At 38.9% G+C, this 24,995-nt stretch carries 16 protein-coding genes; 4 read left to right on the top strand and 12 right to left on the bottom strand.

The features are described from left to right. Positions 1-22 precede the first annotated feature (22 nt). The 5 genes from CLO1100_RS03105 to pyk all read right to left on the bottom strand — a co-directional run bounded on the left by CLO1100_RS03105 (position 23) and on the right by pyk (position 5,943). Positions 23-829 (bottom strand): hypothetical protein, encoded by an 807-nt coding sequence (locus tag CLO1100_RS03105; protein WP_014312298.1) that lies wholly within the window; start codon positions 827-829, stop codon positions 23-25. A 181-nt stretch (positions 830-1,010) separates the two neighbouring features. Beyond that, a complete protein-coding gene (locus CLO1100_RS21345; RefSeq protein ID WP_347456029.1) occupies positions 1,011-1,259 on the bottom strand; it encodes an isocitrate/isopropylmalate family dehydrogenase in 249 nt (82 codons plus the stop codon). Continuing rightward, positions 1,252-1,755, bottom strand: coding sequence for an isocitrate/isopropylmalate family dehydrogenase (locus CLO1100_RS03100; RefSeq protein ID WP_347456027.1), 504 nt, complete (start codon positions 1,753-1,755; stop codon positions 1,252-1,254). The genes CLO1100_RS21345 and CLO1100_RS03100 overlap by 8 nt, the downstream gene beginning before the upstream one ends. Then, positions 1,756-4,098: an endopeptidase La gene (lon, locus tag CLO1100_RS03095; RefSeq protein ID WP_014312297.1), complete on the bottom strand. Its 2,343-nt coding sequence runs from the start codon at positions 4,096-4,098 to the stop codon at positions 1,756-1,758. Between the two features lie 102 nt (positions 4,099-4,200). Next, complete coding sequence (gene pyk, locus CLO1100_RS03090; RefSeq protein ID WP_014312296.1) at positions 4,201-5,943, bottom strand: pyruvate kinase; 1,743 nt, start codon at positions 5,941-5,943, stop codon at positions 4,201-4,203. A gap of 244 nt (positions 5,944-6,187) precedes the next feature. On the opposite strand from pyk, the gene CLO1100_RS03085 reads away from it, so the two are divergent. After that, positions 6,188-7,558: a sodium-dependent transporter gene (locus CLO1100_RS03085; RefSeq protein ID WP_014312295.1), complete on the top strand. Its 1,371-nt coding sequence runs from the start codon at positions 6,188-6,190 to the stop codon at positions 7,556-7,558. 41 nt (positions 7,559-7,599) lie between these two features. On the opposite strand, the gene CLO1100_RS03080 is transcribed toward CLO1100_RS03085, so the two are convergent. After that, complete coding sequence (locus CLO1100_RS03080; protein ID WP_014312294.1) at positions 7,600-8,952, bottom strand: citrate/2-methylcitrate synthase; 1,353 nt, start codon at positions 8,950-8,952, stop codon at positions 7,600-7,602. Between the two features lie 331 nt (positions 8,953-9,283). Then, positions 9,284-9,778 (bottom strand): SEC-C metal-binding domain-containing protein, encoded by a 495-nt coding sequence (locus CLO1100_RS03075; RefSeq protein WP_014312293.1) that lies wholly within the window; start codon positions 9,776-9,778, stop codon positions 9,284-9,286. Between the two features lie 202 nt (positions 9,779-9,980). On the opposite strand from CLO1100_RS03075, the gene CLO1100_RS03070 reads away from it, so the two are divergent. Beyond that, positions 9,981-10,634, top strand: coding sequence for a DUF4397 domain-containing protein (locus tag CLO1100_RS03070; RefSeq protein WP_014312292.1), 654 nt, complete (start codon positions 9,981-9,983; stop codon positions 10,632-10,634). 51 nt (positions 10,635-10,685) lie between these two features. Here CLO1100_RS03070 and asnS read toward each other — a convergent pair whose 3' ends face one another. From asnS to CLO1100_RS03050, 4 genes are all read right to left on the bottom strand, one after another. After that, entirely contained in the window at positions 10,686-12,080 is a 1,395-nt protein-coding gene (gene asnS, locus CLO1100_RS03065; RefSeq protein ID WP_014312291.1) for an asparagine--tRNA ligase, read from the bottom strand. Between the two features lie 124 nt (positions 12,081-12,204). After that, entirely contained in the window at positions 12,205-13,215 is a 1,011-nt protein-coding gene (asnA, locus tag CLO1100_RS03060; protein WP_014312290.1) for an aspartate--ammonia ligase, read from the bottom strand. Between the two features lie 176 nt (positions 13,216-13,391). Then, positions 13,392-14,600, bottom strand: a complete 1,209-nt coding sequence (locus tag CLO1100_RS03055; protein WP_014312289.1) for an NADP-dependent isocitrate dehydrogenase — start codon at positions 14,598-14,600, stop codon at positions 13,392-13,394. A 207-nt stretch (positions 14,601-14,807) separates the two neighbouring features. Next, positions 14,808-23,276: a glucoamylase family protein gene (locus CLO1100_RS03050; RefSeq protein ID WP_014312288.1), complete on the bottom strand. Its 8,469-nt coding sequence runs from the start codon at positions 23,274-23,276 to the stop codon at positions 14,808-14,810. Between the two features lie 262 nt (positions 23,277-23,538). On the opposite strand from CLO1100_RS03050, the gene CLO1100_RS03045 reads away from it, so the two are divergent. Then, on the top strand, positions 23,539-23,997 hold the full coding sequence (locus CLO1100_RS03045) for a PaaI family thioesterase (protein ID WP_014312287.1): 459 nt from the start codon (positions 23,539-23,541) through the stop codon (positions 23,995-23,997). A 60-nt stretch (positions 23,998-24,057) separates the two neighbouring features. After that, a complete protein-coding gene (locus CLO1100_RS03040) occupies positions 24,058-24,240 on the top strand; it encodes a DUF6472 family protein (protein WP_014312286.1) in 183 nt (60 codons plus the stop codon). 5 nt (positions 24,241-24,245) lie between these two features. Here the strand turns inward: CLO1100_RS03040 and pflA are convergent, their stop codons facing one another. Beyond that, the gene (gene pflA / locus CLO1100_RS03035) at positions 24,246-24,968 is read right to left on the bottom strand and encodes a pyruvate formate-lyase-activating protein (protein WP_014312285.1); all 723 of its coding nucleotides are present in this window, start codon (positions 24,966-24,968) and stop codon (positions 24,246-24,248) included. Between the last annotated feature and the right edge of the window lie 27 nt (positions 24,969-24,995).

Raw genomic sequence — 24,995 nt, 5'->3', positions numbered from 1 at the left:
AAAAATGTAAAACAATCTTCCCTTATTTTAGATTTTTGATAATTTCCGCTCTGATTTCCGGTTTCAATTCATTACCGTACCTTTTTGCAACACTGTTCAAGATGCTGCAGGCCAATTCATTAAGTCCCAATTCCTTATACAGGGTACAAATGTCCAATACTACCCAAAAAACCATATCATTGCTAAGGCTGCCATAGTCCAAAGCCTTTGTATAGTACTGAACAGCCTGTTCTTTTTGGCCTTTAACTTTACAGTCAAAAGCTTTTAATACAAGAATTTCTGATTCATTAACAGGTGCACAAGTGTCTTCGGCAACTTCTTGTTCAGGAGTATCTTCCAAAATTTCATCACAAGCAACAGTTTCTTCGATAGCTGATATCAATTCACAATCTCCCTCAGCTGACAAATCCTCAAGGTTTTCATCGTTCTCGGAAACTTCAGGTGTCTTATCCTCCGATATTTCAGGTTTAAAATGACTTTTTGTCCTTCCAAAAAATCGTTCAAGTGCAATGCTGCAATTTATGGAACTCAGCCTGTCAGGAAGGCAAACAGAAACTATTATACTTATGGTAAAAACCAGGATTAAAAAGAAAATAGAAGCTATGATAATAAAAAATAAAATTTCAACCTTCTGGTTAATATTCTTAAAGCTCCCTATGTATCCAAACATTTTATTATAAGCCGGATTGAAAGTAATGCCAAGAATAGCCGCTCCTAATGAAATCGACATAAAAGTACCTAAATCAAGCTCTCTTGATTTATATAGATAGTAAAAAGCCAACAGAGCTGTAATTAGTATAGTTGCAGCAGCTATTATACTATATGTCATAGGGCCCTCCAGATAAAACTCTTAATTATAAATTTGTCAACATAATTATCCCAAAATATTATATTCGCCATAAATACATAAAATTCCTTCTTATTTTAATTTTTTTTCAAAGAAAAAACAGCTATTTGGGAATATCATCCAACATAGCTGTTTTAAAGTTATTATGTTCTTTTATAGTTTTTTAAGCTAATCTTTTCAGTACTTCAATTACCGCATCTCCAACATCATTTGTCTTTGAAGTTCCGCTCATATCCGGAGTCAAATACTTCTTTTCTACCATTACCTGCTCTATTGCATTTAATACTTTACTTCCCCAATTTTCATAACCGAAGAAATCAAGCATTTGGCTTACTGACCATATTGCCGCCAGAGGATTTGCTTTACCTTGTCCTGCTATGTCTGGTGCCGAACCGTGTACGGGTTCAAACATAGATGGGAAAGTCCTTGTTTGCACCGGCAGCTAGTCCCATTCCTCCTGATATTGCTGCACCCAAATCTGTAATAATGTCTCCAAACAGATTGGATGTTACTACTATCTGGAATCTCTCAGGCTGCTTTACAAAGAACATACATGCAGCATCTACAAGATATGAATATGTTTTTACATCCGGATATTCTTTTCCTACCTCTTCAAAAATCTGATCCCAGAATACCATTGAATAGTTGAGAGCGTTTGCCTTGCTTATACTTGTGAGAGTTTTACCTTCTTTTCTGGCCAGCTCGTATGCGTATCTGATAACTCGCTCGCAGCCTTTGCGTGAAAAAACTCCTGTTTGAAGTACAACTTCTTCAGGCTTGTCCTTGAACAGCCAATCTCCAGCACCGGCATACTCGCCCTCACTGTTTTCTCTTACTACAATCATGTCAATCCGGCTACGGTCTACTCCCTTTATAGGACACTCCGCACCCTCAAGGAGTTTTATCAACTATTCCTTTTTATGAACAAGTGCATTTTCCAATACTGTCTGCATATCAGAAGCACATATGAAATTTAAAGACTGTCTTACATTCTCAGGTATTTCTTCTATATCTTTCTTATTGTCTACCGGAAGAATTATTGTCTCAATTCCAGCTCTATGCGCCGCCAGCACCTTTTCTTTGAGTCCGCCTATGGGAAGGACTCTGCCTCTGAGTGTAATTTCGCCTGTCATAGCTACTTTTCTGTTTACCGGTAATCCTGACAAGGCGGATACCATTGCAGTTGCAAGTGTAATTCCGGCTGAAGGTCCGTCTTTAGGAATTGCACCTTCAGGAACATGTATGTGTATGTCATTTTTTTCGTGAAATTTCTCATCTATCTTCAATTCCGTGCATCTTGACCTTATGAAACTCATAGCAGCCTTTGCAGATTCTTTCATAACATCGCCCAAATGCCCCGTTAGCTCCAACTTACCATTACCCTGCATAAGGTTTACTTCTATTGAAAGTGTATCACCGCCTACAGGAGTCCATGCAAGACCAGTGGCAATACCGATTTCATCCTTTTCCCCTGCATAATCAAACCTGAATCTCTTAACTCCAAGAAATTTCTCCAGATTATTTCTGTTTACGGTTACAGATTTTTTTGATTCGGATACAATAACCTTTGCAACCTTTCTGCAAACAGAACCTATCTCTCTTTCAAGATTTCTTACTCCTGCTTCACGGGTATAGTAATTGATAATATCTCTCACAGTGCCTTCGTCTAATCTTATACTTTTTGCTGTAAGTCCATGAAGCTTGATCTGCTTTGGAAGCAGGTATTTCATAGCTATATTTGCCTTGTCCTCCTCGGTATAGCTGGAAAGATTAATTATCTCCATTCTATCGAGCAGTGGTCTCGGTATTGTATCCAAAGTATTGGCAGTAGTCAAGAACAATGAATTTGATAGATTAAACGGCAGCTCCATATAGTGATCCCTGAAAGCAAAGTTCTGTTCTGCATCCAGTACTTCCAGCATTGCAGAAGCCGGGTCGCCTCTGAAATCGCTGCTCATTTTATCTATTTCATCCAGAAGTATCAAAGGATTGTTTGAGCCCGCCTGTTTTAATGCTGATATTATTCTTCCGGGCATGGAACCAACATATGTCCTTCTATGTCCTCTTATCTCCGACTCATCCTTTACACCGCCAAGAGAAATACGTACATAGTTCCTGTTCAGTGCTTTTGCAATAGACTTTGCAATGGATGTCTTACCGACTCCGGGTGGTCCTACAAGACAAAGAATAGGGCCTTTGAGGCTATTCTTCAGCTTTTGAACCGCCAAATATTCTATTATTCTTTCCTTTACTTTTGTAAGACCGTAATGGTCTTTCTCCAGAATTTCTTCTGCACTTTTCAGATCTATATGCTCTTGTGTTGACTTATTCCAAGGCAAATCAAATATCCAATCAAGGTAGGTTCTTATTACACCGCCTTCAGCAGAGCCCTGAGGCATCTTCAAAAGCCTGTCCAATTCCTTCTGAACCTTCTTTTCAACCTCTTCCGGAAGCCCGGCTGATTTTAGTTTTTCCTTATACTCCTCAACCTCACCGGCAACTCCCTCTCTGTCACCAAGCTCAGTTTGAATTGCCTTCATCTGTTCACGAAGATAATATTCTTTCTGAAGTTTATCTATTTGTTTTCTTACTTTTGAATTTATATCTTTTTCAATCTCAAGTATTTCTGTTTCCTGATATAGAATTTCCAGTAGTTTTTCAACCCTTCTCAGCGGGTGGAATTCTGAAAGTATGGCCTGCTTCTGCTCAACCTTCAGAGGTATATTGTTTGCTATTATATCAGAAACTTGACTTATATTGCTAATCTCCACAACCGAAAGGGCTGTATCCGGAGAAACCTTTCCACTTAGTTTTACATAATCCTCAAAGGCCGAAACCAACCTTCTTTTCAAAGCTTCCACTTCATTTTCGACGAAGTCCTCTTCTTCTATAGTTGTCTCAACCACTTCTGCAATGAAAAAAGGATCATCCTGTACAATTTTCTTTATTTCTGCCCTGTTTATGCCTTCAACAAGAACTCTTATTGTATCACCCTGAAGTTTAAGTAACTGCTTAACCTTTGATACAGTACCGATTGAATAAATATCATCAGCACCGGGAGAATCAGCCGAAGCATCTTTTTGTGCAACAAGAAAAATCAGTTGGTCATTGATCATTGCCTCTTCGAGTGCCTTTATGGATTTATCCCTTCCTACATCAAAGTACAAGGTCATAAAAGGGAAAACCGTTAGTCCCCTGAGCGGAAGCAGCGGTAATTGCTTTTTCTGTTTTTTTTCACTTTTGTCAGCCATGTCTATCCTCTCATTTTTCCATAAAATATACCAATTAGCATTAATTATTATAACCTTATTGACTTTCCAGTTCAACTGATAAATCCCTTTTTTAGGCATTTATCAATTACATCTGATTATGAGGCCTCTTTCAGAATCAACTGTTACTACAGAGCCTGATTTCAATATCTTAGTAGCATTTTCAGCCCCTACTACTACAGGTATATCCAGTGCCAAGCCTACTGTTGCAGTATGGCATGACTGTCCGTGTTCTTCCACAACTATGGCAGATGCCCTCTTTATTATAGGAAGCATAGAGTTATCTGTAAATGGAACAACTAATATATTACCGTCACTGAATTTATCCATTGCTTCTTTAGCATTCTGGGCAACACATAATTCCCCTGTTGCACAAGCTGTACCGATTCCAACACCCTGAACCAACACTTTTCCCACAATATGCACTTTAAGTGTATTGGTTGTTCCGCTTATCCCGGCAGGCATACCGGCTGTTATTACCGCCAGATCACCATTCTTTACAAGGCCGGATTCCAATGCCTTTTCAACACCGTTATCAAACATTTCATCTGTAGTATTTGCAATTCCTACCAGATACGGTAGTACTCCCCAGGACAAATTCAACTGTCTTTGCACCTTTGGATTTGCTGTTGTTGCAATAATCGGGCATGCTGGACGGAATCTGGCTATCATTCTTGCGGTGTGTCCCGACTGTGTAACCGTTATTATAGCAGAAGCCTTTAAATCAAGGGCAGTGGTACAGGTTGCATGACTGATAGCATTTGTGACACTGGAATTAAATTCGGAACGTGCAGTTGTGAATCTCTTCCAGTAATCCATGGATCTTTCAGCCTTCTCGGCAATCCTTGCCATTACTTCAATGGTTTCAAGAGGGTACTTACCTGCAGCTGTTTCCCCTGAAAGCATTACACAGCTTGTTCCATCAAAGATAGCATTTGCAACGTCGCTTGCTTCGGCTCTTGTAGGTCTTGGATTTCTAATCATAGAGTCAAGCATTTGGGTAGCAGTTATTACAGGTTTACCGGTCTGATAACATTTTTCAATAATGTTCTTTTGAACAATTGGAACCTCTTCTACAGGTATTTCTACGCCAAGGTCTCCCCTTGCTACCATTATCCCGTCAGAAACCTTAAGAATATCATTGAAGTTCTTTATACCTTCTCTATTCTCTATTTTTGCTATTATCAATATATCCTTGCCGCCATTCTTTTCAAGGACCTTCCTTATTTCTACAACATCGGAAGCTTTTCTGACGAATGAGGCTGCTATAATATCAAAGTCGTTCTCTATACCGAATTTGATATCATCAATATCCTGTTTTGTTAGGGCAGGCAATTTAATTTCCGCACCGGGTACATTTATTCCCTTGTGATTTCCTACTGCCCCACCGTTAAGAACCCTGCAGCATATATCCTTGTTCTTTATTTCGGTAACTTCAAGTTCAACCAAACCATCGTTAATAAGTATCTTGCTTCCCTTTGAAACGTCCTTGTAAAGCTCCTTGTAGGTAATTGTACATTTCGTTTCATCACCTATTATATCCTTGTTAACAAGTGTAAACTCATCATTTTCTTCAAGTATGACCTGCCCATCCTTAAATTTACCAGTTCTTATTTCAGGCCCTTTTGTATCAAGTAATAAAGGTATTGGAAGATTAAGTTCTTCTCTTATTTTCTTTACTAAGTCTGCCCTCTTTTTATGTTCTTCATGTGTTCCGTGGGAAAAATTCAATCTTGCCAGATTCATTCCGCCAAGCATCATATCCCTTAATACATCCTCATTATCAGAAGCAGGCCCCAATGTACAAATTATTTTTGTTCTTCTCATTTTCGTCCTCCATATATACCATTTATTTTGATTTAAATATATTATTATTGCTACGGTTTTATTGCATAAGTATCTAATTTATGATATTTTATTTTTTGCTCCTTGTCTACACATGTAATTATTTTGTTATTTTGGTTATACCCATGTTTCACATTTTTAACCTCATTAAAATTACATATCTGTATTATTATTATCAAACTGTAAAAAATAATTATCACTAAAGCACTGGAGGTACTTTAAATTAATGGAAAAAAAATCGCAGGAAAGAGAAAGGTTTTCAACAGGATTAGCAGTATTTTTTGCAACATTAAGTTCAGCCGTAGGTCTCGGTAATATATGGAAATTTCCTTATCTTACAGGCAATTACGGAGGAGGAGCTTTTCTCCTGATATATTTTATATGTATTGTTCTTGTAGCACTGCCTGTTATGATAAGTGAAATGTATATCGGAAGAAAAACCAGAAAAAACCCTATCGGTGCTATATCTGCTATCAAACCCAGAGGGCCGTGGAAAATAATTGGATATATGGGTATACTGTCGGCTTTTTTTATTCTTTTTTTCTACAGCTCTGTGGCAGGCTGGGTCTATTCATACATTTTCAAGGGTTTGTCAGGAATTTTTTCAAACAGTTCTTATAAAGAAATGGACAACATATTCAATCAAACCGTTTCTTCTCCGGTTGCCCCTATAATATGGCAGTTTGTTGCTATTGTAGTAGTAGCGTCAATTCTGGTGCTGGGTGTAAAAAAAGGAATTGAGCGAATGACCAAACTGTTGATGCCCGTGTTGCTGATTCTTATCGTAATTTGTGATATACGTGCGCTGACATTGCCAGGTGCTATGGAAGGAGTAGCTTTTATTTTTAAAGTAGACTTTTCCAGTGTCACAAAAGAAGTTATTTTAATGGCATTAGGACTTTCTTTTTTCAAACTGTCTTTGGGAATGGGAACCATTATTACCTACGGCAGCTACTTTACCTCTGACAATAATATGATTGCTACCGCCGGAAGGGTTGCCGTGTCAGATACAATTGTTTCGCTTCTGGCAGGTATTGCAATTTTTCCAGCTGTTTTCTCCTTTGGCATGACTCCTCAGCAAGGCCCGGGACTGTTGTTTAAAACTATTCCGTTGGTATTTTCAAAAGTACCCTTTGGAGGAGTACTAATAGTTCTATTCTTTGTATTGTCGGCCATTGCAGCAACAACCGCAATGCTCTCAATGCTTGAAGTTGTGGTTACCTACTTTGTAGAAGAAAAGAAAGTATCCAGAAGAAAAGCAGTATTGATATGTTCCTCCATAGTTCTTATTATAGGAACATTTGTTACCCTGTCTCAGAACAGTGCTAACCCCATAAGCAAAATAAAACCCTTCGGTTTAAACTTATTTGATTTCTTTGATCAGGCTTCTTCAAATGTTTTGTTACCCCTTGGCGGACTACTCATTGCATTGTTCGCAGGTTATGTTATAAATAAAAAGGATATAAAAACAGAACTTTCCAATTATGGGGAGTTGAAAAATCAGACACTTATAAGAATTTATACCTTTTTGGTAAGGTATATTACACCGGTTCTTCTGTTTATTGTTTTCATGAGTATGATAGGAGTTTGGGGATAACGCTACTAAAGCGTCTCCCCATCTCTTATTAAAAAGAATAATTATCTTTCTTCCATCGGCAAGAATTTGTGTGGTTTTGAAATACTCTTGTATGCAGGTCTTATTATCTTTTGCATGCATACTACCTCTTCAATTCGGTGAGCACACCAGCCAACTATTCTTGCAACTGCAAATAATGGTGTGAACAGCTCGGTTGGAATTCCCAGTGCATCATATACAAATCCTGAGTAAAGGTCAACATTGGCACAAATATTTTTAGTTGTACCCTTTGCCTGTGCAAAAACATCAGGTGCGATTCTTTCAACAGCATCATACAGCAGGAATTCTCTTTCCCTTCCCTTTTCTATTGCCAGTTGATGCGCCTTTTCCTTTAGCAGTATTGTTCTCGGGTCTGACAAGGTATATACGGCATGGCCCATTCCGTATATGAGGCCTGCTCCGTCAAAGGCTTCCTTGTTGATTATCTTTATGAGATAATTTCTAATTTCATCATCATCAGCCCAATCTTCAACGTGTTCCTTTATATCTGTAAGCATATTCATTGCTTTAATGTTTGCTCCACCGTGCTTTGGCCCTTTCAGAGAGCCGACTGCAGCAGCAATGGCTGAATATGTATCTGTTTCAGTAGAAGATACTACTCTTGCAGCAAATGTAGAGTTGTTTCCTCCTCCATGCTCTGCGTGAAGTACCAGAGCAAGGTCAAGTATTTCAGCTTCAGTCTGAGTGTATTTATTGTCCGGCCTTATCATATAAAGTATATTTTCAGCAGTTGACAGTTCAGGAACAGGGCTATGAATATAAAGGCTTTGCCCTCCGTAATAGTGAGACTTTGCCTGGAATCCGTAAGCTGCCATTGTTGGAAATCTTGCAATCAGTTCAATGCTCTGCCTCAAAAGATTTTTTGGGTCTATACCGTCGGGTACTTCATCATATGAATAAGACGCAAGTACACTTCTTGCCAGCTTATTCATAATGTCCGAGCTGGGTGCCTTTAATATCATATCCTCGGTAAAGCCATTGGGTAATGCTCTTAATCCTCCCAACAACTCGTTAAACTCTGACAATTCATCGCTATTTGGGAGTTTTCCGAACAAAAGCAGATAACATACTTCTTCAAAGCCAAATCTTTTCTCCTGCTGAAATCCCCTTACCAACTCGTATACGTCTATACCTCTGTAAACAAGGCGGCCTTCGTCTTCTTTTCTTTCGCCTTCGTACATAACATAACCGTGAACCTCACCTATTTCGGTTAATCCCACCAGAACTCCGGATCCATCGCTATTTCTCAGTCCTTTTTTAACACTGTATTTTGTAAAATATTCCGGATCAATTCTGTTTATACAATCAACAACACTTACCATCTTATCAATATAATCATTTAATTTTTTTTCCATATCTTCTCCATTTCCGGCATTGGATAAACCATTCTTTATGCCTGTGCCACTATTTGTTTAAAGAATCCTAATTTATTTTGTTCTAGTATGAATTATCAGAGGACTGTTCTTTCACAAAAAGTTCCTAATCTATCCTAATTGTATAATAATTCATTTGTCAGTGCAAGTTTAATTCGTTAAAAATTCATCAATATCCATATGCAATTTTTCAAAGCCCTTGTCCCTTGCTGCTTATAAGAAAAAATAAAGGCTTGAGTCAATCGGGGAATTATCCGTGTTTAACTCAAACCTTTTATTTATGTGTATAATTATTCTCTAATATCAAATAATCTTACTTTCCGCAACATTTCTTGTATTTTTTCCCACTTCCACAAGGACAGGGGTCATTTCTGCCAACTTTATTGCTTATAGCAATTCCTGCTTTTCTGTATTCAGTGGTAATTTCTTTTCTTCTTTCAACAGAGAGTATGTCTTCCCATTCAGGAAGATTGTATAACCATTCTGCTTTGGCATCCAGCATATTAAAATATAGCTTTTCGTAGTCTATTTCTGCATCCAGAACTGTTGTTTCTTCCAGAGACTCAAGATCAATCTCTTGTACAAGACTTGTATTTATTCCGTCCAAAAAACCTGTAAATGTAACGTTATCCATATTAAATGTACTTGCAAGTTCTTTTAATTCACCTTTCAAGGTCTTCAAATTATTGCCTAATATATATGCGTAGTTATCTTTTTCCTTTAAAAAATAATCTTTCCAGAAAGACTCATTTTCTTGTGGAGTTCTTTCAGCATCCGCAATTTCTCTCCACTGTTCGTATATCGACATAACAACTACTCCTTTTCTTATAAAATCTCATGCTATTATACCATAAACAAATTAATCATACACTAATTATTTGATTCTCCTACAAAATAAAATTTTTGTAGGATTCTTTATAATTTGATACTTATGTTAACTTTTCCCATTTCCACCGCATATATTGATGTATGACTACTCAAATTTATTATAAAACATGGTGGTGAATTTTATGGATTATGACTTTTTTGACATTAATCAGGCAGACAGTCTGAGACAAATGCCCGGTATTTCATATATCAGGCTGTTTCACGCTTCTCCGGGAACTCCTGCTGTTGATGTTTATGCAAATGACAGACTTATTGCCAGAGGACTTTCTTATGGACAGTTTACTGAATATATGCCATTGGCTACAGGAACATACAATATAGAGGTGTTTCCTGCAGGACAGAAGAATACTCCTATACTGAGCATAAATCTCCCTGTATCAGAAAGACAGGTATTCACCCTGGCTGTAATCGGTATCCTTCCAAGAATAGGGATACTGCCTATCGAAGATGAATATGAAACTCTTGCTCCCGGCAGAGTCAACATCAGGTTTGCCAACCTCTCACCTGATTCCGGCAACCTTGATCTTGTTTTAAGAGGAGGCCCGGAAGTATTTACAGATATAGGATATACAGAAGTTTCAGATTACAGGAGCTTCCCTCCGGGCAGGTATAACTTTTTTGTCAGACCGTCCAACTCATCAACCAATCTCTTATTAGTCCCTGTAAATCTTCTTCCGAGAAGAAACCTGACTTTCTACGTTGTTGGAAATCAAGGGATTCCACCCGGACTGCAAGTATACATCCCTATGGACGGTACTACCTATCTGAGAGTGTAAAATATAAAAAGGGAGCTTTTCACATTTTTTTGTGAAGCTCCCTCATTTTTACTAGAATTCGCAACTGCCTGTGGTTCTTGCGAAAGGTATTACATCTCTGATATTTGTTATTCCTGTGAGATACATAATAGCTCTCTCGAAACCAAGACCGAAGCCTGCATGTTTTGTGCCTCCGTATTTCCGAAGGTCAAGATACCACTGGTAATCTTCCTTGTTAAGTCCCATGTCATCCATCTTCTTTTCAAGGACATCCAGACGTTCTTCCCTCTGGCTTCCACCTATTATCTCACCTACGCCGGGTACCAGAAGGTCCATAGCTGCAACAGTCTTGTTGTCATCGTTTACCCTCATATAAAATGCTTTTATCTCTTTAGGGTAATCGGTAACAAATACAGGCTTCTTATAGACCTGCTCTGTAATGTATCTTTCATGCTCTGTTTGGAGGTCAGCACCCCATTCAACAGGATATTCAAACTTGTCCTTGTTCTTTTTCAGAATCTCAATAGCTTCTGTATAAGTAATGTGTGCGAAATCAGAATTAACAACGTTATCCAATCTTTCTAAAAGACCTTTATCTACAAAGCTATTAAAGAACTGCATCTCTTCAGGTGCATTTTCAACAACATAATTGATAACAAACTTGAGCATATCTTCTGCAAGCATCATGTCATCCTTTAAATCTGAAAAAGCAATTTCCGGTTCAATCATCCAGAATTCCGCTGCATGTCTGGCAGTGTTGGAGTTTTCAGCCCTGAAAGTAGGTCCGAAGGTGTATATGTTCTTAAAGGCCATCGCATAGGCTTCACCTGTTAGCTGACCACTTACCGTAAGACTTGTTTCCTTTTCAAAGAAGTCCTGTGAATAATCTATCTCACCGTTTTCAGTCCTTGGAGGATTATTCATATCCAGTGTTGTAACTCTGAACATCTGTCCTGCACCCTCACAGTCGCTACCCGTGATAAGAGGCGTATGAACATAAACAAAGCCTCTCTCCTGAAAGAATTTGTGTATGGCGAAGGCAGCCAGCGATCTTACTCTGAAAACAGCAGAAAATGTGTTTGTTCTAGGTCTCAGATGTGCGATTGTCCTTAAAAACTCAAAGGTATGTCTTTTCTTCTGGAGTTGGTAGTCCGCAGGGCATAGGTTCTCAATGGATATCCTCTTTGCCTTTAGTTCAAAGGGCTGTTTTGCGTTTGGAGTCTCCACCAGTTCACCCTCAACCTCTATGGATGACCCAACAGAAAGTTTTGCAACCTCTTTAAAGTTTTCAAGCTTACCTTCTTCAAATACAACTTGAAGGTTTCTAAAGAAAGTTCCGTCATTCAATTCAATGAAACCAAAGGTTTTGGAATCACGGACTGTTTTTACCCATCCCGGAACTGTTATTGTTTTTCCAATATATTCATCTGGCGACCTGAATAGTTTTTTTATCTCTATATAACTCATTTACCCGTACTCCTTTGTACATTTGTTTTACATAACATACTCTAGTCTATAATATGCCAAAACTTATTAAATTAATAGTACCTGTATAAAATTAAGTACCCCATTGTACATTTTATATAGGCTGTTACAGTAATTCTATGTTATTTTGTGAACATTCTTCTATCATATCATCGCTCCATATTGAAGCCTGAACCTCTCCGATATGTGCCTTTCCAAGGAAGAACATGCATATTCTTGATTGGCCGATACCTCCGCCGATTGTGTAAGGAAGTTCCTTGTTTAAAAGTTCCTTGTGGAATTTAAGGTTCTTTCTGTCTTCACAGCCAGCTTTCTTTAGCTGTGCCACAAGTGAATCTTCATCTACTCTTATTCCCATTGATGAAACCTCATATGCTATGTCCAAAACAGGATAGTAGAACACTATATCTCCGTTCAGTGCCCAGTCATCATAGTCAGGAGCTCTGCCATCATGCTTGATTCCGGAATTCAGGGTGTCACCTATTTTCATAATAAATATAGCTTTCTTTTCTTTTGCAAGTGCAGTTTCCCTTTCCTTAGGTGTCATTTTTGGATACATATCCTCTAGCTCCTGAGTGGTTACAAAGAATATATCTTCGGGAAGGTATCTTTGCAGGTTTGGATATAATCCTGACAAATAGTCCTCAGTTCTCTTAAATACTGAGAAAATCTTTCTTACTATAGTTTTTAGGGTTTCTTCGGTTCTTTCACTTTTAAGTATTATCCTCTCCCAGTCCCACTGGTCAACATATACTGAATGAAGATTGTCCATATCCTCATCTCTTCTGATTGCATTCATATCTGTATAGAGGCCTTCTCCCGGTGCAAAACCGTATCTTTTTAGTGCCATTCTCTTCCATTTTGCAAGTGAATGAACAACTTCTACAGTGTCTCCACCGATACCCTTTACATCAAAAGCTACGGGTCTTTCAACACCATTCAGGTTATCATTCAAGCCTGTTTCAGGTCTTACGAATAATGGTGCGGAAACTCTGGTTAAATTCAATTCTTTTGCAAGTTCACTTTCAAAATAATCCTTAGTCTTTTTAATAGCAACTTCTGTCATACGTATGTCAAGGCTTGGTTTATAGCCTTCTGGCTTAATTAAACTGTTCATGTTTACCTCCTGAAAAATTATTATTTAAAAATTTATAAATCTATAAAATTGCAAGTCGCAAAACAGCTAGTGTCATTTTATCACACTTTTAGGAAAATATATAGTAAATTGCGTTGCAGACAAAAAAAGCATAATAACCGAATCCTATGGTTATTATGCTTTTAGGTTCTCTTTAATTACATCATTGAATCAAGAGTATTTTTTACTTCAACAAGGAATTGTTCAGTATTTACAGTCTTTATGTTCTTCAATTCTGAAAGAGCAGCCAGATCCTTTGTCATTACACCGTTTTCAATTGTCTTTATTGAAGCTTTTTCAAGCTTGTCTGCAAATTCAACCAGTTCATTTATTCCGTCCAGTTCCCCTCTCTTGCGAAGTGCTCCTGTCCATGCAAACAATGTAGCCATGGAGTTAGTGGAGGTTTCCTGTCCTTTAAGGTGCTGGTAATAGTGACGTTGAACTGTTCCGTGAGCTGCCTCGTATTCGTAGAAGCCCTCTGGTGATACAAGAACCGATGTCATCATTGCAAGGCTTCCGAATGCAGTAGCTACCATATCTGACATTACATCACCGTCGTAGTTCTTGCAAGCCCAAATAAATCCGCCTTCAGACCTTACAACACGTGCAACTGCATCATCAATCAAGGTATAGAAATATTCAATACCGGCTTCCTTGAATTTTGCATCATATTCCTTCTCATATATCTCTTGGAAAATATCTTTAAATGTATGGTCATATTTCTTTGATATAGTATCCTTTGTTGCAAACCATACATCCTGTTTCACGTCAAGTGCATAGTTGAAGCAGGATCTTGCAAAGCTTTCTATGGACTTATCGATATTGTGCATTCCCTGTATTACGCCTGCACCTTTGAAATCGTGGATTGTCTCCCGGGTTTCTTCACCTTTTTCGTTGGTAAATACCAATTCTGCCTTTCCAGCTTCGGGAACACGGTATTCTACATTCTTGTAAACATCGCCGTAAGCATGTCTTGCTATTGTAATCGGCTTTGTCCATGTTTTAACAAATGGTTTAATGCTGTCAACCAATATAGGTGCACGGAAAACTGTTCCGTCAAGAATTGCTCTTATTGTACCGTTAGGGCTTTTCCACATTTGTGTAAGATCGTATTCCTTAACTCTTTCTGCATTTGGAGTTATGGTTGCACATTTTACTGCAACACCGTATTTTTTAGTAGCAATAGCAGAATCTGTAGTTACCTTGTCGCCTGTCTTTTCTCTGTACTCAAGCCCAAGGTCATAGTATTCTGTTTTAAGGTCAATATAAGGAACCAAGAGAATGTCCTTAATCATTTTCCAGATTACTCTGGTCATTTCGTCTCCATCCATTTCAACCAGTGGAGTTTTCATTGAGATTTTTGCCATATATATACTCCTTTTTAGATTAGTTTACCCAGATTGTACCGCATGTCCGAGTAAAATCCGAGTTTATTATACAAAGTCAGTTTGTTATTGATTTCACACACTACTTTAATATAGCATATCCGTAGGATGTATGTAAACTGTTTAACAAACCGATATACTAAAAACCATATAAAAATGAGGATTGGTACTTTTCCAATCCTCATTTTCCTACATTACCGCTTCAACTTCATGTGTCCTGCCGTCGTCAACAAGCTCTATTCTGTTGGTTTCCGTAGATTTACCGTCTATGGTTATTCTTTGAACGGTTCTGTTTTTGTGTCCGGGATTTTTTACTGTTATGTTGTAAACAGAACTACCGTAAACATATCTGACGGAGTATTCGTTCATACTCTGCGGAATACAGGGATCCAGCAAAATGGAATTCCCCTGCTTTTTAATTCCCAAAAGATGATCTATACCTATTCTGTACATCCAACCGGCTGCTCCGGTGTACCACGTCCATCCCCCTCTTCCTTCATTGGGGTAAACCGCATATACATCGGCAGCCATGACGTAAGGCTCCACTTTGTAGGTCATACTCTCATTCTTTGTTCTGGCGTGGTTTACGGGATTTATCATATTAAACAACTCCCATGCCCTCTCTCCATTTCCCAGTCTGGAAAAGGCGTAAATAACCCAAGTGGCTGCATGAGTGTACTGGCCTCCGTTTTCTCGCACTCCCGGTAAATATCCCTTTATATACCCCGGATTTAGTTCACTGTCATAGAAGGGTGGAGTCAGCAGTTTAATCAGTCCGTTTCTCCTGTCAACCAGATATTTTTCCACCGCATCCATTGCTTCCTCTACCCTGGTGTTTTTTGCTGCCCCGGTTATTGCGGCCCATGACTGGGATAGAGAGTCTATCTTACATTCATCATTTTCTATGGAACCCAGAGGTGTTCCATCATCAAAATATGCACGTCTGTACCAACTTCCGTCCCATGCTTCTCTTTCGATTGACTCGATAATAGCGTCAGCCTTTGTTTTATAATCCTCTGCTCTTTGGCTATCTCCCATTTTATTACAAATAGGAATCATCCTAAGCAGAACGCAGTACATAAACCATCCCAGCCAAATACTCTCACCTTTTCCATTGACACCTACAAGGTTCATTCCGTCGTTCCAGTCTCCACCGCCCATCAGCGGTATTCCATGAATTCCGAATTTCAGGCCTTGATCTATGGCCCTGATACAGTGATCGTAAACCGTCCCTTTTAGACCTGAATCACTGGGTATCTCATATCTTTCATGTTCATTTTCACTAAGAGTAGGAGACGTAATGTACCGTTCCTCTATATTGAGGATTTCAAAATCTCCGGTTGCATTTATATAGTCACATGTTACATAAGGCAACCATAACAGGTCATCGGAGTACCTTGTTCTTATACCGTTCATTTTTTGGTTATGCCACCAATGCTGAACATCTCCCTCTGGGAACTGGTGTCTGCAATGTAGGAGTATTTGATTTTTTGTAAGCTCCGGCAAGCTATATACAACAGACATTACATCCTGCAGTTGATCACGGAAACCGAATGCACCTCCCGCTTGATAAAAGCCCGATCTTGCCCATATCCTGCAGGAAAGTACCTGATATTGCAGCCACCCGTTCAACATCATATTAATTGATATGTCCGGTGTATTAACCTGTATCTTTCCCAGTCTTCTATTCCAACTGTCTTTTACCTTTTCCAGTTCATTTTTTACCTGCTCGGTACTTCTGAACCCTTTAATTACTTCTGAAACCTTTTCAAGGTTGTCCTGTCCAATAAGAAATACTATTTCTCTTGTCTCACCGGGTTTAAGCCGTATACTTGCCTTTAGGACTGCACATGAATCAATACCTGCTCCTGTATTGGAATCAAGTTCTTCCCTCATACCTGCCGGATTTGATATATCAATATCAGTACCAAAAAAATTCATGCGGCTGCCCGTATAGGATACACCACTCTCCGAGCAAGCGAGAAAAGCTCTTAATCCTCTGAAATCAGCGTTGTACACATTGTCAATAAGAATAGCGTTTGAAGCCTCATCAAATCCCGTGACAATATATGGGGATGTCTGTGAAAATTCTGTACCCAGTACCGGTCTGAAAAAATATGCTGTTTCCAGAAGCATCTCGCTTGTTGTGGTATTTTCCAATTTCAATATACTGAATTTTACAGCTGCTTCTGCGGCTGCAAACTGTGTAAGGGTTTGATCTATTCCATTGCTTTTATGTCTGAAACAGGTATACCCGAAGCCGTGTCTTATGGTATACGGTTCTGTTTCTCTGACAGGTAAAGGAGTACAACTCCACACCTTACCGCTTTGAGTGTTACAAATATATATTATCTCCGAAGGAGTATCAGTAATAGGATCATTTATCCATGAGGTCAGTTTATTCTGACTGCTGTTAAGATGCCATGTATACCCTCCCCCTGATTCGGTACATATAAATCCGAATCTTTCATTGGCAATTACATTTACCCATGGCGCAGGAGTACTCATTCCTGCACCTAATTCGACAACGTATTCTTTACCGTCTTTGGTAAAGCCTCCAAAGCCGTTGAAAAACAATAGTTCTCCGGCTGTTACGGCGTCTTTTCCGGGATTTTCACTTATCAGAGTCGGTGTAACAATCTCTGTGAAAGGCTCTGAAGTCCCGTGAATCTCAACATTCAGAGATTTTTCAATACCTTCTATTAATTCTAACAGAGACGGGATTCCCTTATCGGCGTCCACTATTATTCTTGCACAAGCAAAAAGCAGATTTTTCTGTTCTTCATTCATTTGCCTTGAATTTCTTATAAATATACCGCCTCTTTTATCGAGAAGGTCATAAGACCTCCCTGAAACAGCCATATCTCGTATCATTTCAAATATTGGTTGTATATAGGATTCTTCGTCTGTAAGAAGAATTACCAGATCAAATACAACCCCCTTGATTCTGTAGAAATCATGTAATTTCAAGGCCCAGTCAACCTCTTCAAAGCTGTCTCTGCTTTTTACCGTAACAAGTACGATAGGCAGGTCTCCTGATATGCCAAAAGGCCATAAATCAGACTGGCTCAGTGAATTGCGCAGGATATATTCAGCCTGATCTCTTCTGTCAATACCAAATAACATTCGAGGCAGAAGTCTTAGGTAAGCTTTCTCGTCATCCGCATCAACATCTATAAAGCCTGCCTCTACAACACTTCTTGTCCACGCCATTTCAATGACTCTGTCCGCCGCCGCCGGATCACTGTACTTTGCCAGCATTTCAACTGCTGTCTTCCTGCTGTCGCACGCACCCATACAAAAATTCACTACAGTACTTTCTCCCGGTTCAACTGTAACCCTTATTCTCAGACTGAAAACAGGGTCTAGTACAGAACCTACAGAGTTTGAAAGGGGTCTGTCCGGCTCCATGGCACGAGGACTTGCAAGATTTCTGTTTCGGCCTATGAAAAGGGACCTATCTGTTTCATATTCAACATGTCCGTATACTTTCCCGTTAGTAGATGCAATGTGGTATCCCCATGTAGTCTGTTTTATATCATCCCTTTTCCTTCTCATTGCCAGAAGACCATTGTATTCATCCACATATTCAGTCTTTACAAACAGCTTGCTGAATGCAGGGTGAGCTGAATCGGCTTCAGGCTGTGTCAGAACAACTTCCATATAGCTGGTAAGCTCTATTACCCTCTTTGAGTTGCTGTGATTGTGTATGCTTACTCGTCTTACCTCGGTGTTGTCCTCAGAACTGATTATCACCTCGGTATTTGTTTCAATATTCCCTTCTCTTCTGACAAACTCAGCCTTATGAGGTGCGAATATAGCCTTATATGCCTCAGGCTTTATATTTGTAGGATTATAGGTACTGGACCAGAACTCGTTTGAGTTTACATTTCTAACATATATAAATGCTCCGCTGCTCTGCATATAATCGTTAATCCATCTATACACAGACATTGAATGCAATTTACCATAGCCCGAGCCTTTGTCCGTAATCATCAGGTAGTAACTTCCGTTGGACAACAAATGCATGTTTGGATACGCTGAAAGCTTTTGATATTCCCTGATAACCGTATCCTCATGGTTAACATTCTTTCGTACCCCTCCTACAGGCTGTTCTCTGAATTCCTTGCTTATTACAGCAGCTGCCGGGAACTTCTCCTGAAGCAGGGAATCTACCGCTTTAATTAAAGGGTTACTGTGGAAACGTTCTTGCATTATGTTATTCTTAAAGAAATTCACAAGAGCCAGCATACTCATTCCCTGATGGTGAACCATGTAGCATTTTACAACAGCATATGACTGATCCTTGCTCATTCTGGAGTTTGTAAAATCAACCGCTTCGTAAAGTCCAAAATTTCCAACAGCACCAATCTCCTTGAACCTGTGTATATTTTCAACACATTCCCGTGGTGCTATGTCCAGGGCCATTACCGTTGCATAGGGTGCTGCAACAAAATCGTTTGCAAGGCCTCTTTTCAATCCCAATTGAGGTACACCAAAGGCTCTGTACTGGTAATTTAAACCTATGTCAAACGCATAGTAGCAGGATTCTGAAATCCCCCAAGGTGCTTTGTTTGCCAATCCATATTTTATCTGTGTCTTTACAACAAATTCATAGGTTTTGTCTATTAATGTGTTTGAGTAACTCTTAATCAGCAGTCTTGGCATAAGGTATTCAAACATTGTTCCTGTCCATGATGCAAGTCCCTTCATACCGTTTACCCTTACCAGCTTCCTTCCCAGCTTGAACCAGTGCTGTCTCCCTGCCTCGCCTCTGGCTATGGCAACAAGGCTGGTCTGTCTGGCTTCCGAAGCAAAAAGGTCATAATATGATTTGCTTGCATGACCTTCCTCAACATCAAAGCCTATGGTAAAAAGATTTCTGACCGGGTCAAATAAATATTTGAATTCCATTGCATCAATAAGCTGCTGAACCTTGGTTTGCAGCTGTTGAATTCTCTGCATCTCCTGTGGTATATTTTGTATCGGAGTAAAGAGATTTCCCTTGTATTTAGCGTATTCAGAGTTAAATGTGTTAATATAGCTATCCAGCTTTTTGAGCCAGTACCCTGTTCTTTTGCCTTTATCCAGTTCGTCAACTAATTTTAATACGGCAGGCAAGAGATTTTTAAAGCTTTCTTCAATATTATCCCTGTCTATAAGCTTTTTCAAAAGCTCAGTATCAAAATATGCAGTACTTCCATCTATTTCCGAATTGCATATTTCAAGCAGATCAAATAACCCCTCAATTGTTGAGATGTCATATATTGGACTCCCCATCAGCCCGGAAAGGCCTTCGTAAAGCACCATCAAGTAGCCTATAAAGTTCCCGCTGTCTACAGTTGAAATAAATTTGGGACGAAGTACCTCCATAGTGGCAGTATTATACCAGTTATATAAATGCCCGTTCCATTTATCCATTTTTTCAACGGTATTAATCGTATTTTCTATTCTTGTTAAAAAGTCCAGTGTATTAATATATCCCATATCTCTGGCAGCAAGATTTGATACCAGAAGCAAACCTATGTTGGTAGGAGATGTTCTGTGTGCCGCTCCCTTATATGGTTCTTCCTGGTAATTATCCGCAGGCAGATAATTTTCTTCCGGCCCTGCAAATTCATCAAAATAGCACCAGGTTCTTCGTGCCAGCAATCTGACTTCTTCAATTCCTTCTGAATCAAGTACGGTTTTGTTTTTTGCCGTGGGAAGGCTTATAATATAGGCTATCCATGGGGAAAGTACCCATAAAATAAATGCTGCCGCAGCCACAGGTAAAAACTCTTTCCTGTATAAAATTGAAAGCATTAAAATAACCAAACCAAATACAGGTGAAAACCACATTCTTCTGTAATAGCTTCCAACTCCATTTTTAAGGGACCTTTCCATGTCAGCTGCTGTAACCCATTCCAGCAGGTTCTTTTTTGATATATATACTCTGTATATTGATTTTGAAACAGCATTTACCATTAATTCTGCCTGATACGGCAAAAAGGCCAGAAGCAGCCCCAATTGCAGGAGGATTGCCTTAAACCCTGTAATAATAGTAGTTCTCCGCTTTGCAATATATATCTTATAGTTGCCTGCAAGCACAAGCTGTACAAAATAATTTAAAACGGGAGAACACAAGGATATAAGTGCAAGTACGAGCCATCCCCTGCTGCTGTATCTGAAAAGCCATACGGCCAGTAATGCTAAAAATGCCAGAACTGGCTGAACCAAACTTCTTCGCAGGTTATCAATCATTTTCCAGCGTGACAGCAAAGATAAAGGATTTTTCCCCAGTATCCAGGGAAGCAGCTGCCAGTCCCCTCTTGTCCAGCGGTGAAGTCTCATCATAAATGAATTGTACTTTCCGGGGTAGCCATCAATCAATTCTATATCAGTAACAAGAGCAGTTCTTAAAAAGCTGCCTTCCAACAAGTCATGACTTAATACACTGTTCTCAGGTATTGTTTTATCAAGAGCCATTCTGAAAACATCAACATCATATATACCCTTACCCGTGAATATTCCTTCGCCGAAAGCATCCTGATATATATCAGAAACGGTTGTAGTATATGGGTCAATACCTCCCTGCCCTGCAAACACTCTGGTAAAAAGGGATATTCCTGCACTTTCAATGTTTACGTCAACACGAGGTTGCATAATACCGTAGCCTTTGGTTACAATACCCTTTTCTACATCAAAATAAGCCTTGTTCAAGGGATGAGCCATAGCTCCTACCATCTGCTTTGCAGTATCCAAAGGTAACTGTGTGTCCGCATCCAAAGTTATGACATACTTGATATTAGGCAGAAAATCAACATCAGCACTTTTAAATACATAGTCGGTATTTCTGTCTCCCCCAAGAAGTCTGTTGAACTCAACAATTGCCCCTCTTTTTCTTTCCCACCCCAGCCATTTACTCTGCTTTTCATTGTAGGTTCTTTTCCTGCAGAAAAAATAGAAAATAGGTTTGCTGTCGCTCTGGCCGTATTTACTGTTTAAATCCATTACCCTTTTCATTGCAGCTTCTACTATTCCATTATCATCATAAAGGGTTTCTTCATCTGCATCCTTGAAATCTCCCACAAGGGTAAAGTATATATTGCTGCCTTTATTAGCAAGATAATAAATTTCAAGATTATCTATAAGCTCCAGCGTTCTCTTTACATTTGGTATAAGGGTTGGAATAATCACCATAGTTGCCCAATCCTCCGTGATTCCATCCTTGAGTTCCAGTTTTGGAAGTCTTGCAGGCTTTGCAACCCTGCTTATGAAGCTGTTGAGTACCGACACAACTATCTCGCTTGCAGGAATTATTGAAAGTATTCCGACCAATATAGCAAAAACTGACAGTGCGCCCTTTTCCCTTACTATACTGTTCAATGTAGGTATAAGTGCAATTAAAACAGAGAAAATCACTATGGCTGAAATATACCATCTCTCACGGTTTTTAAAGAACGGAGGCTTATTGTTGCCAAGCCGGTCAGTAAGAATACTGCTTCCATTTCTGGCAAGATAGTATCCTACATGGTTTTCAGCCGATATGGAAGGATTCTGTTGGTACTTTTCCTTTGCCAAATCTATGCATAACCTGGCTATGTTTATTTCAGTTGTATCGTATTTGCTTCCCATTTTCATTACAATGTCCCTGTAATGATTTCTGGAATTAAAGTCCATTTGCGAATATATTCCGCAAGGGTCAAGCTTGAGGATTCTCTCAACTTCGCTTAATTCTTCGAACAGAACAGTATTATCAAAGTTTGATAATGCTCTAAAACTGTTAATAACATTACCTATGGATACCTGTAGTGTCGCTTGATTAAAATGATCTTCCGAGATAAGATTATCTGTTGAAGTACTTTTCTGAATAAGGATACTGTCCAGACATTCAATCATCCACAGAGTTTTTGACCCATCTTTTCTCAGCTTTTTGATAAGATGCTCCGCAAAAGCAGGGGTTATTTCGTCAAGCTGGTCTATATGTCTTTTGAAATCATCGCAGTTTTCATTATTATGCCTGATACCGTTAATTATATTTTCTGCTCTATACCAATCCTGACGGTTCTCCTGCATCCTGTCGCACACAGCCCAGAGTTTTTCCAAAAGAGCTACCTTTAGCATGGTTGACAGCATCCAAAGCTCCTGTATTGAAAGGAAAGTGTACTTCTGATAGGCGGTTATGAAATCCCGTATAATCCTTTCATTGACATTGCCGTCACAATGGGAAACTAAATCCGCTGCTATTGCAAATATCCTTGGATACCCTGCATAAGCACCCTCAGATATTACAGGTAATGCCTGCTTTGCTTCGCTTAATTCCTTAAGGAGCATGCTTTTTTGTTCTTCAATGATATAAAAATTATCCAAAAGCCACTCCGCAGCAGGAGGAACAGGGAAAGACGCAGAAATATCTATATTGAATTTATGATATGTTTCAAGTACATTTTGAAAATTTCTTTCAATTCTTTCCCTAATCTTATTTATTCCTGAGCTTCTCTTTTCTGTAACCTGTGTCTTCGCCAACTGCTCGGCATGTCTCATTAAATCATCAGGGTTGAGGACTACATCTTCTATCTGAACATCATAGGAGGGTCTTTTTCTTAGAACAAGTCCAATCAAACCTGCAATAATGGCAATTAAAGTTATTATTAGGATAATTGATATATTATTCATATATGTATATCACCGTTTATCTTAAAATTTTTAAAACAAAAAACTAAACATTCAATAATTATGTTTCCCTAAAATTGAATGTTTAGTCATTTGGTGAAATACATATTTATTTATAAACTAATTCCTTTTAAGAAATTAGCCATTATCGGCTTTTTTAAAATAACCTTTAATTGTTTTGTATTCCTCATAGCTTCTTGACAATACAGCTTTTTTTAATATATGGTAATAGTTATACTAAAACAATTTAGCGGAGGCATTCATAATGCAACAGGAACATCTTTCATGGCTTTATAAATATTTATTGGAAACATACCAGAGTCCTATACTTGAAAATTTTCTTCAGCTTGAAATAGTTGAGCTGGCTGAAGGAAAATTTACATGCAAGACAAAAATTCTTGACAGGCATTGTAATATTTATGGTTTCGTCCATGGAGGGACTCTGGCTTCATTATCTGATATAGTTATGGGAGTTTCCTGTATTACACTTAAAAAGAAAGTTGTTACGATAGATATGAACAACAGCTATATAAAAAATTCACCTGTTGGTTCCAGCCTTACTGCGGTAGGCGAGGTAATAAGCAACGGTAAAACCATTATGAGGGCTTCGGGTCAGATATTCAACGAACAGCAGCAGCTTCTTGTAAGGTCACAGGCATCATATTTTGTAACAGGTGATTTTTGTGAAAATGACTACCCTGTATTAAAAAAAATGCCTCAATGATTAAAATCATGAGACATTTTTCTAGTGGAAGAACAATCTATATTTAGGAGGGTTTTGCTGATGAAGACTAAATCAAACTGCGACTGCTGTATCAATTACCTATACGATGAAGAATACGGCTCTTATTACTGCCAGGTAAATTTGGACGAGGATGAAATGCTACGATTTATGTCAAAATCCTTTGACAGCTGCCCATACTTCCAATTTAATGATGAATATAAAACCGTAAGAAAGCAGATATAAAATTTCTACGGTTTTCCTGTGGTCAGAATGTTTTTAGCTCTGTCCACTTCTTCCTGTGAAGGGGAAGGTACTCCCTCCAGAGGGTATTCCACGTTCAGCTTCTCCCATTTGACCTTTCCCATTGAATGGTACGGAAGAACCTCTATTTTCTCTATATTTTTAAATCCCTTTAAATAATTGTATGCTGCCAGCAAATCCTCATCGTCGTCAGTATAACCCGGTACAAGGACGTATCTTATCCAGACTGGTTTTCCAATTTCACCAAGATAGCTTGTAAACAGCTTTATGCGTTCATTTTCCACACCTGTCAATTCCATATGCTTCTCTGTGTTTGCCTGCTTTAAGTCAAGAAGTACAAGGTCTGTATACTCAAGTGTTTCCTTGACATCTTCAACATTGACATAGCCGGAAGTGTCCACAGCAGTATGTATCCCTGCTTCACGGCACAATTTAAACAGTTCCTTTACAAATTCATGCTGTATTAACGGCTCTCCTCCGCTGACTGTTATTCCTCCATGTGAGGCTTCTATAAAGTTTCTGTATTTCAGTACTTCCTTCATAACCTCCTGAGGTGTGTACAGTTTTGCCCCCTCCGAGCTCCATGCATCTCTGTTGTGGCAGTACTTGCATCGCAGCGGGCAGCCTTTGAGAAATACTATAAACCTAATCCCGGGACCATCTACAGTCCCAAAGGTTTCAAATGAGTGTACTCTTCCTTTGATTTCCATCAGAATTACCTCCTTAAAACTTGCAAC

It is taken from the genome of Clostridium sp. BNL1100, from assembly GCF_000244875.1.
Lineage (GTDB): Bacteria > Bacillota > Clostridia > Acetivibrionales > DSM-1351 > Ruminiclostridium.
Note: the sequence above shows the minus strand (reverse complement) of the source record. Positions and strands in the feature narration are given on the sequence as shown.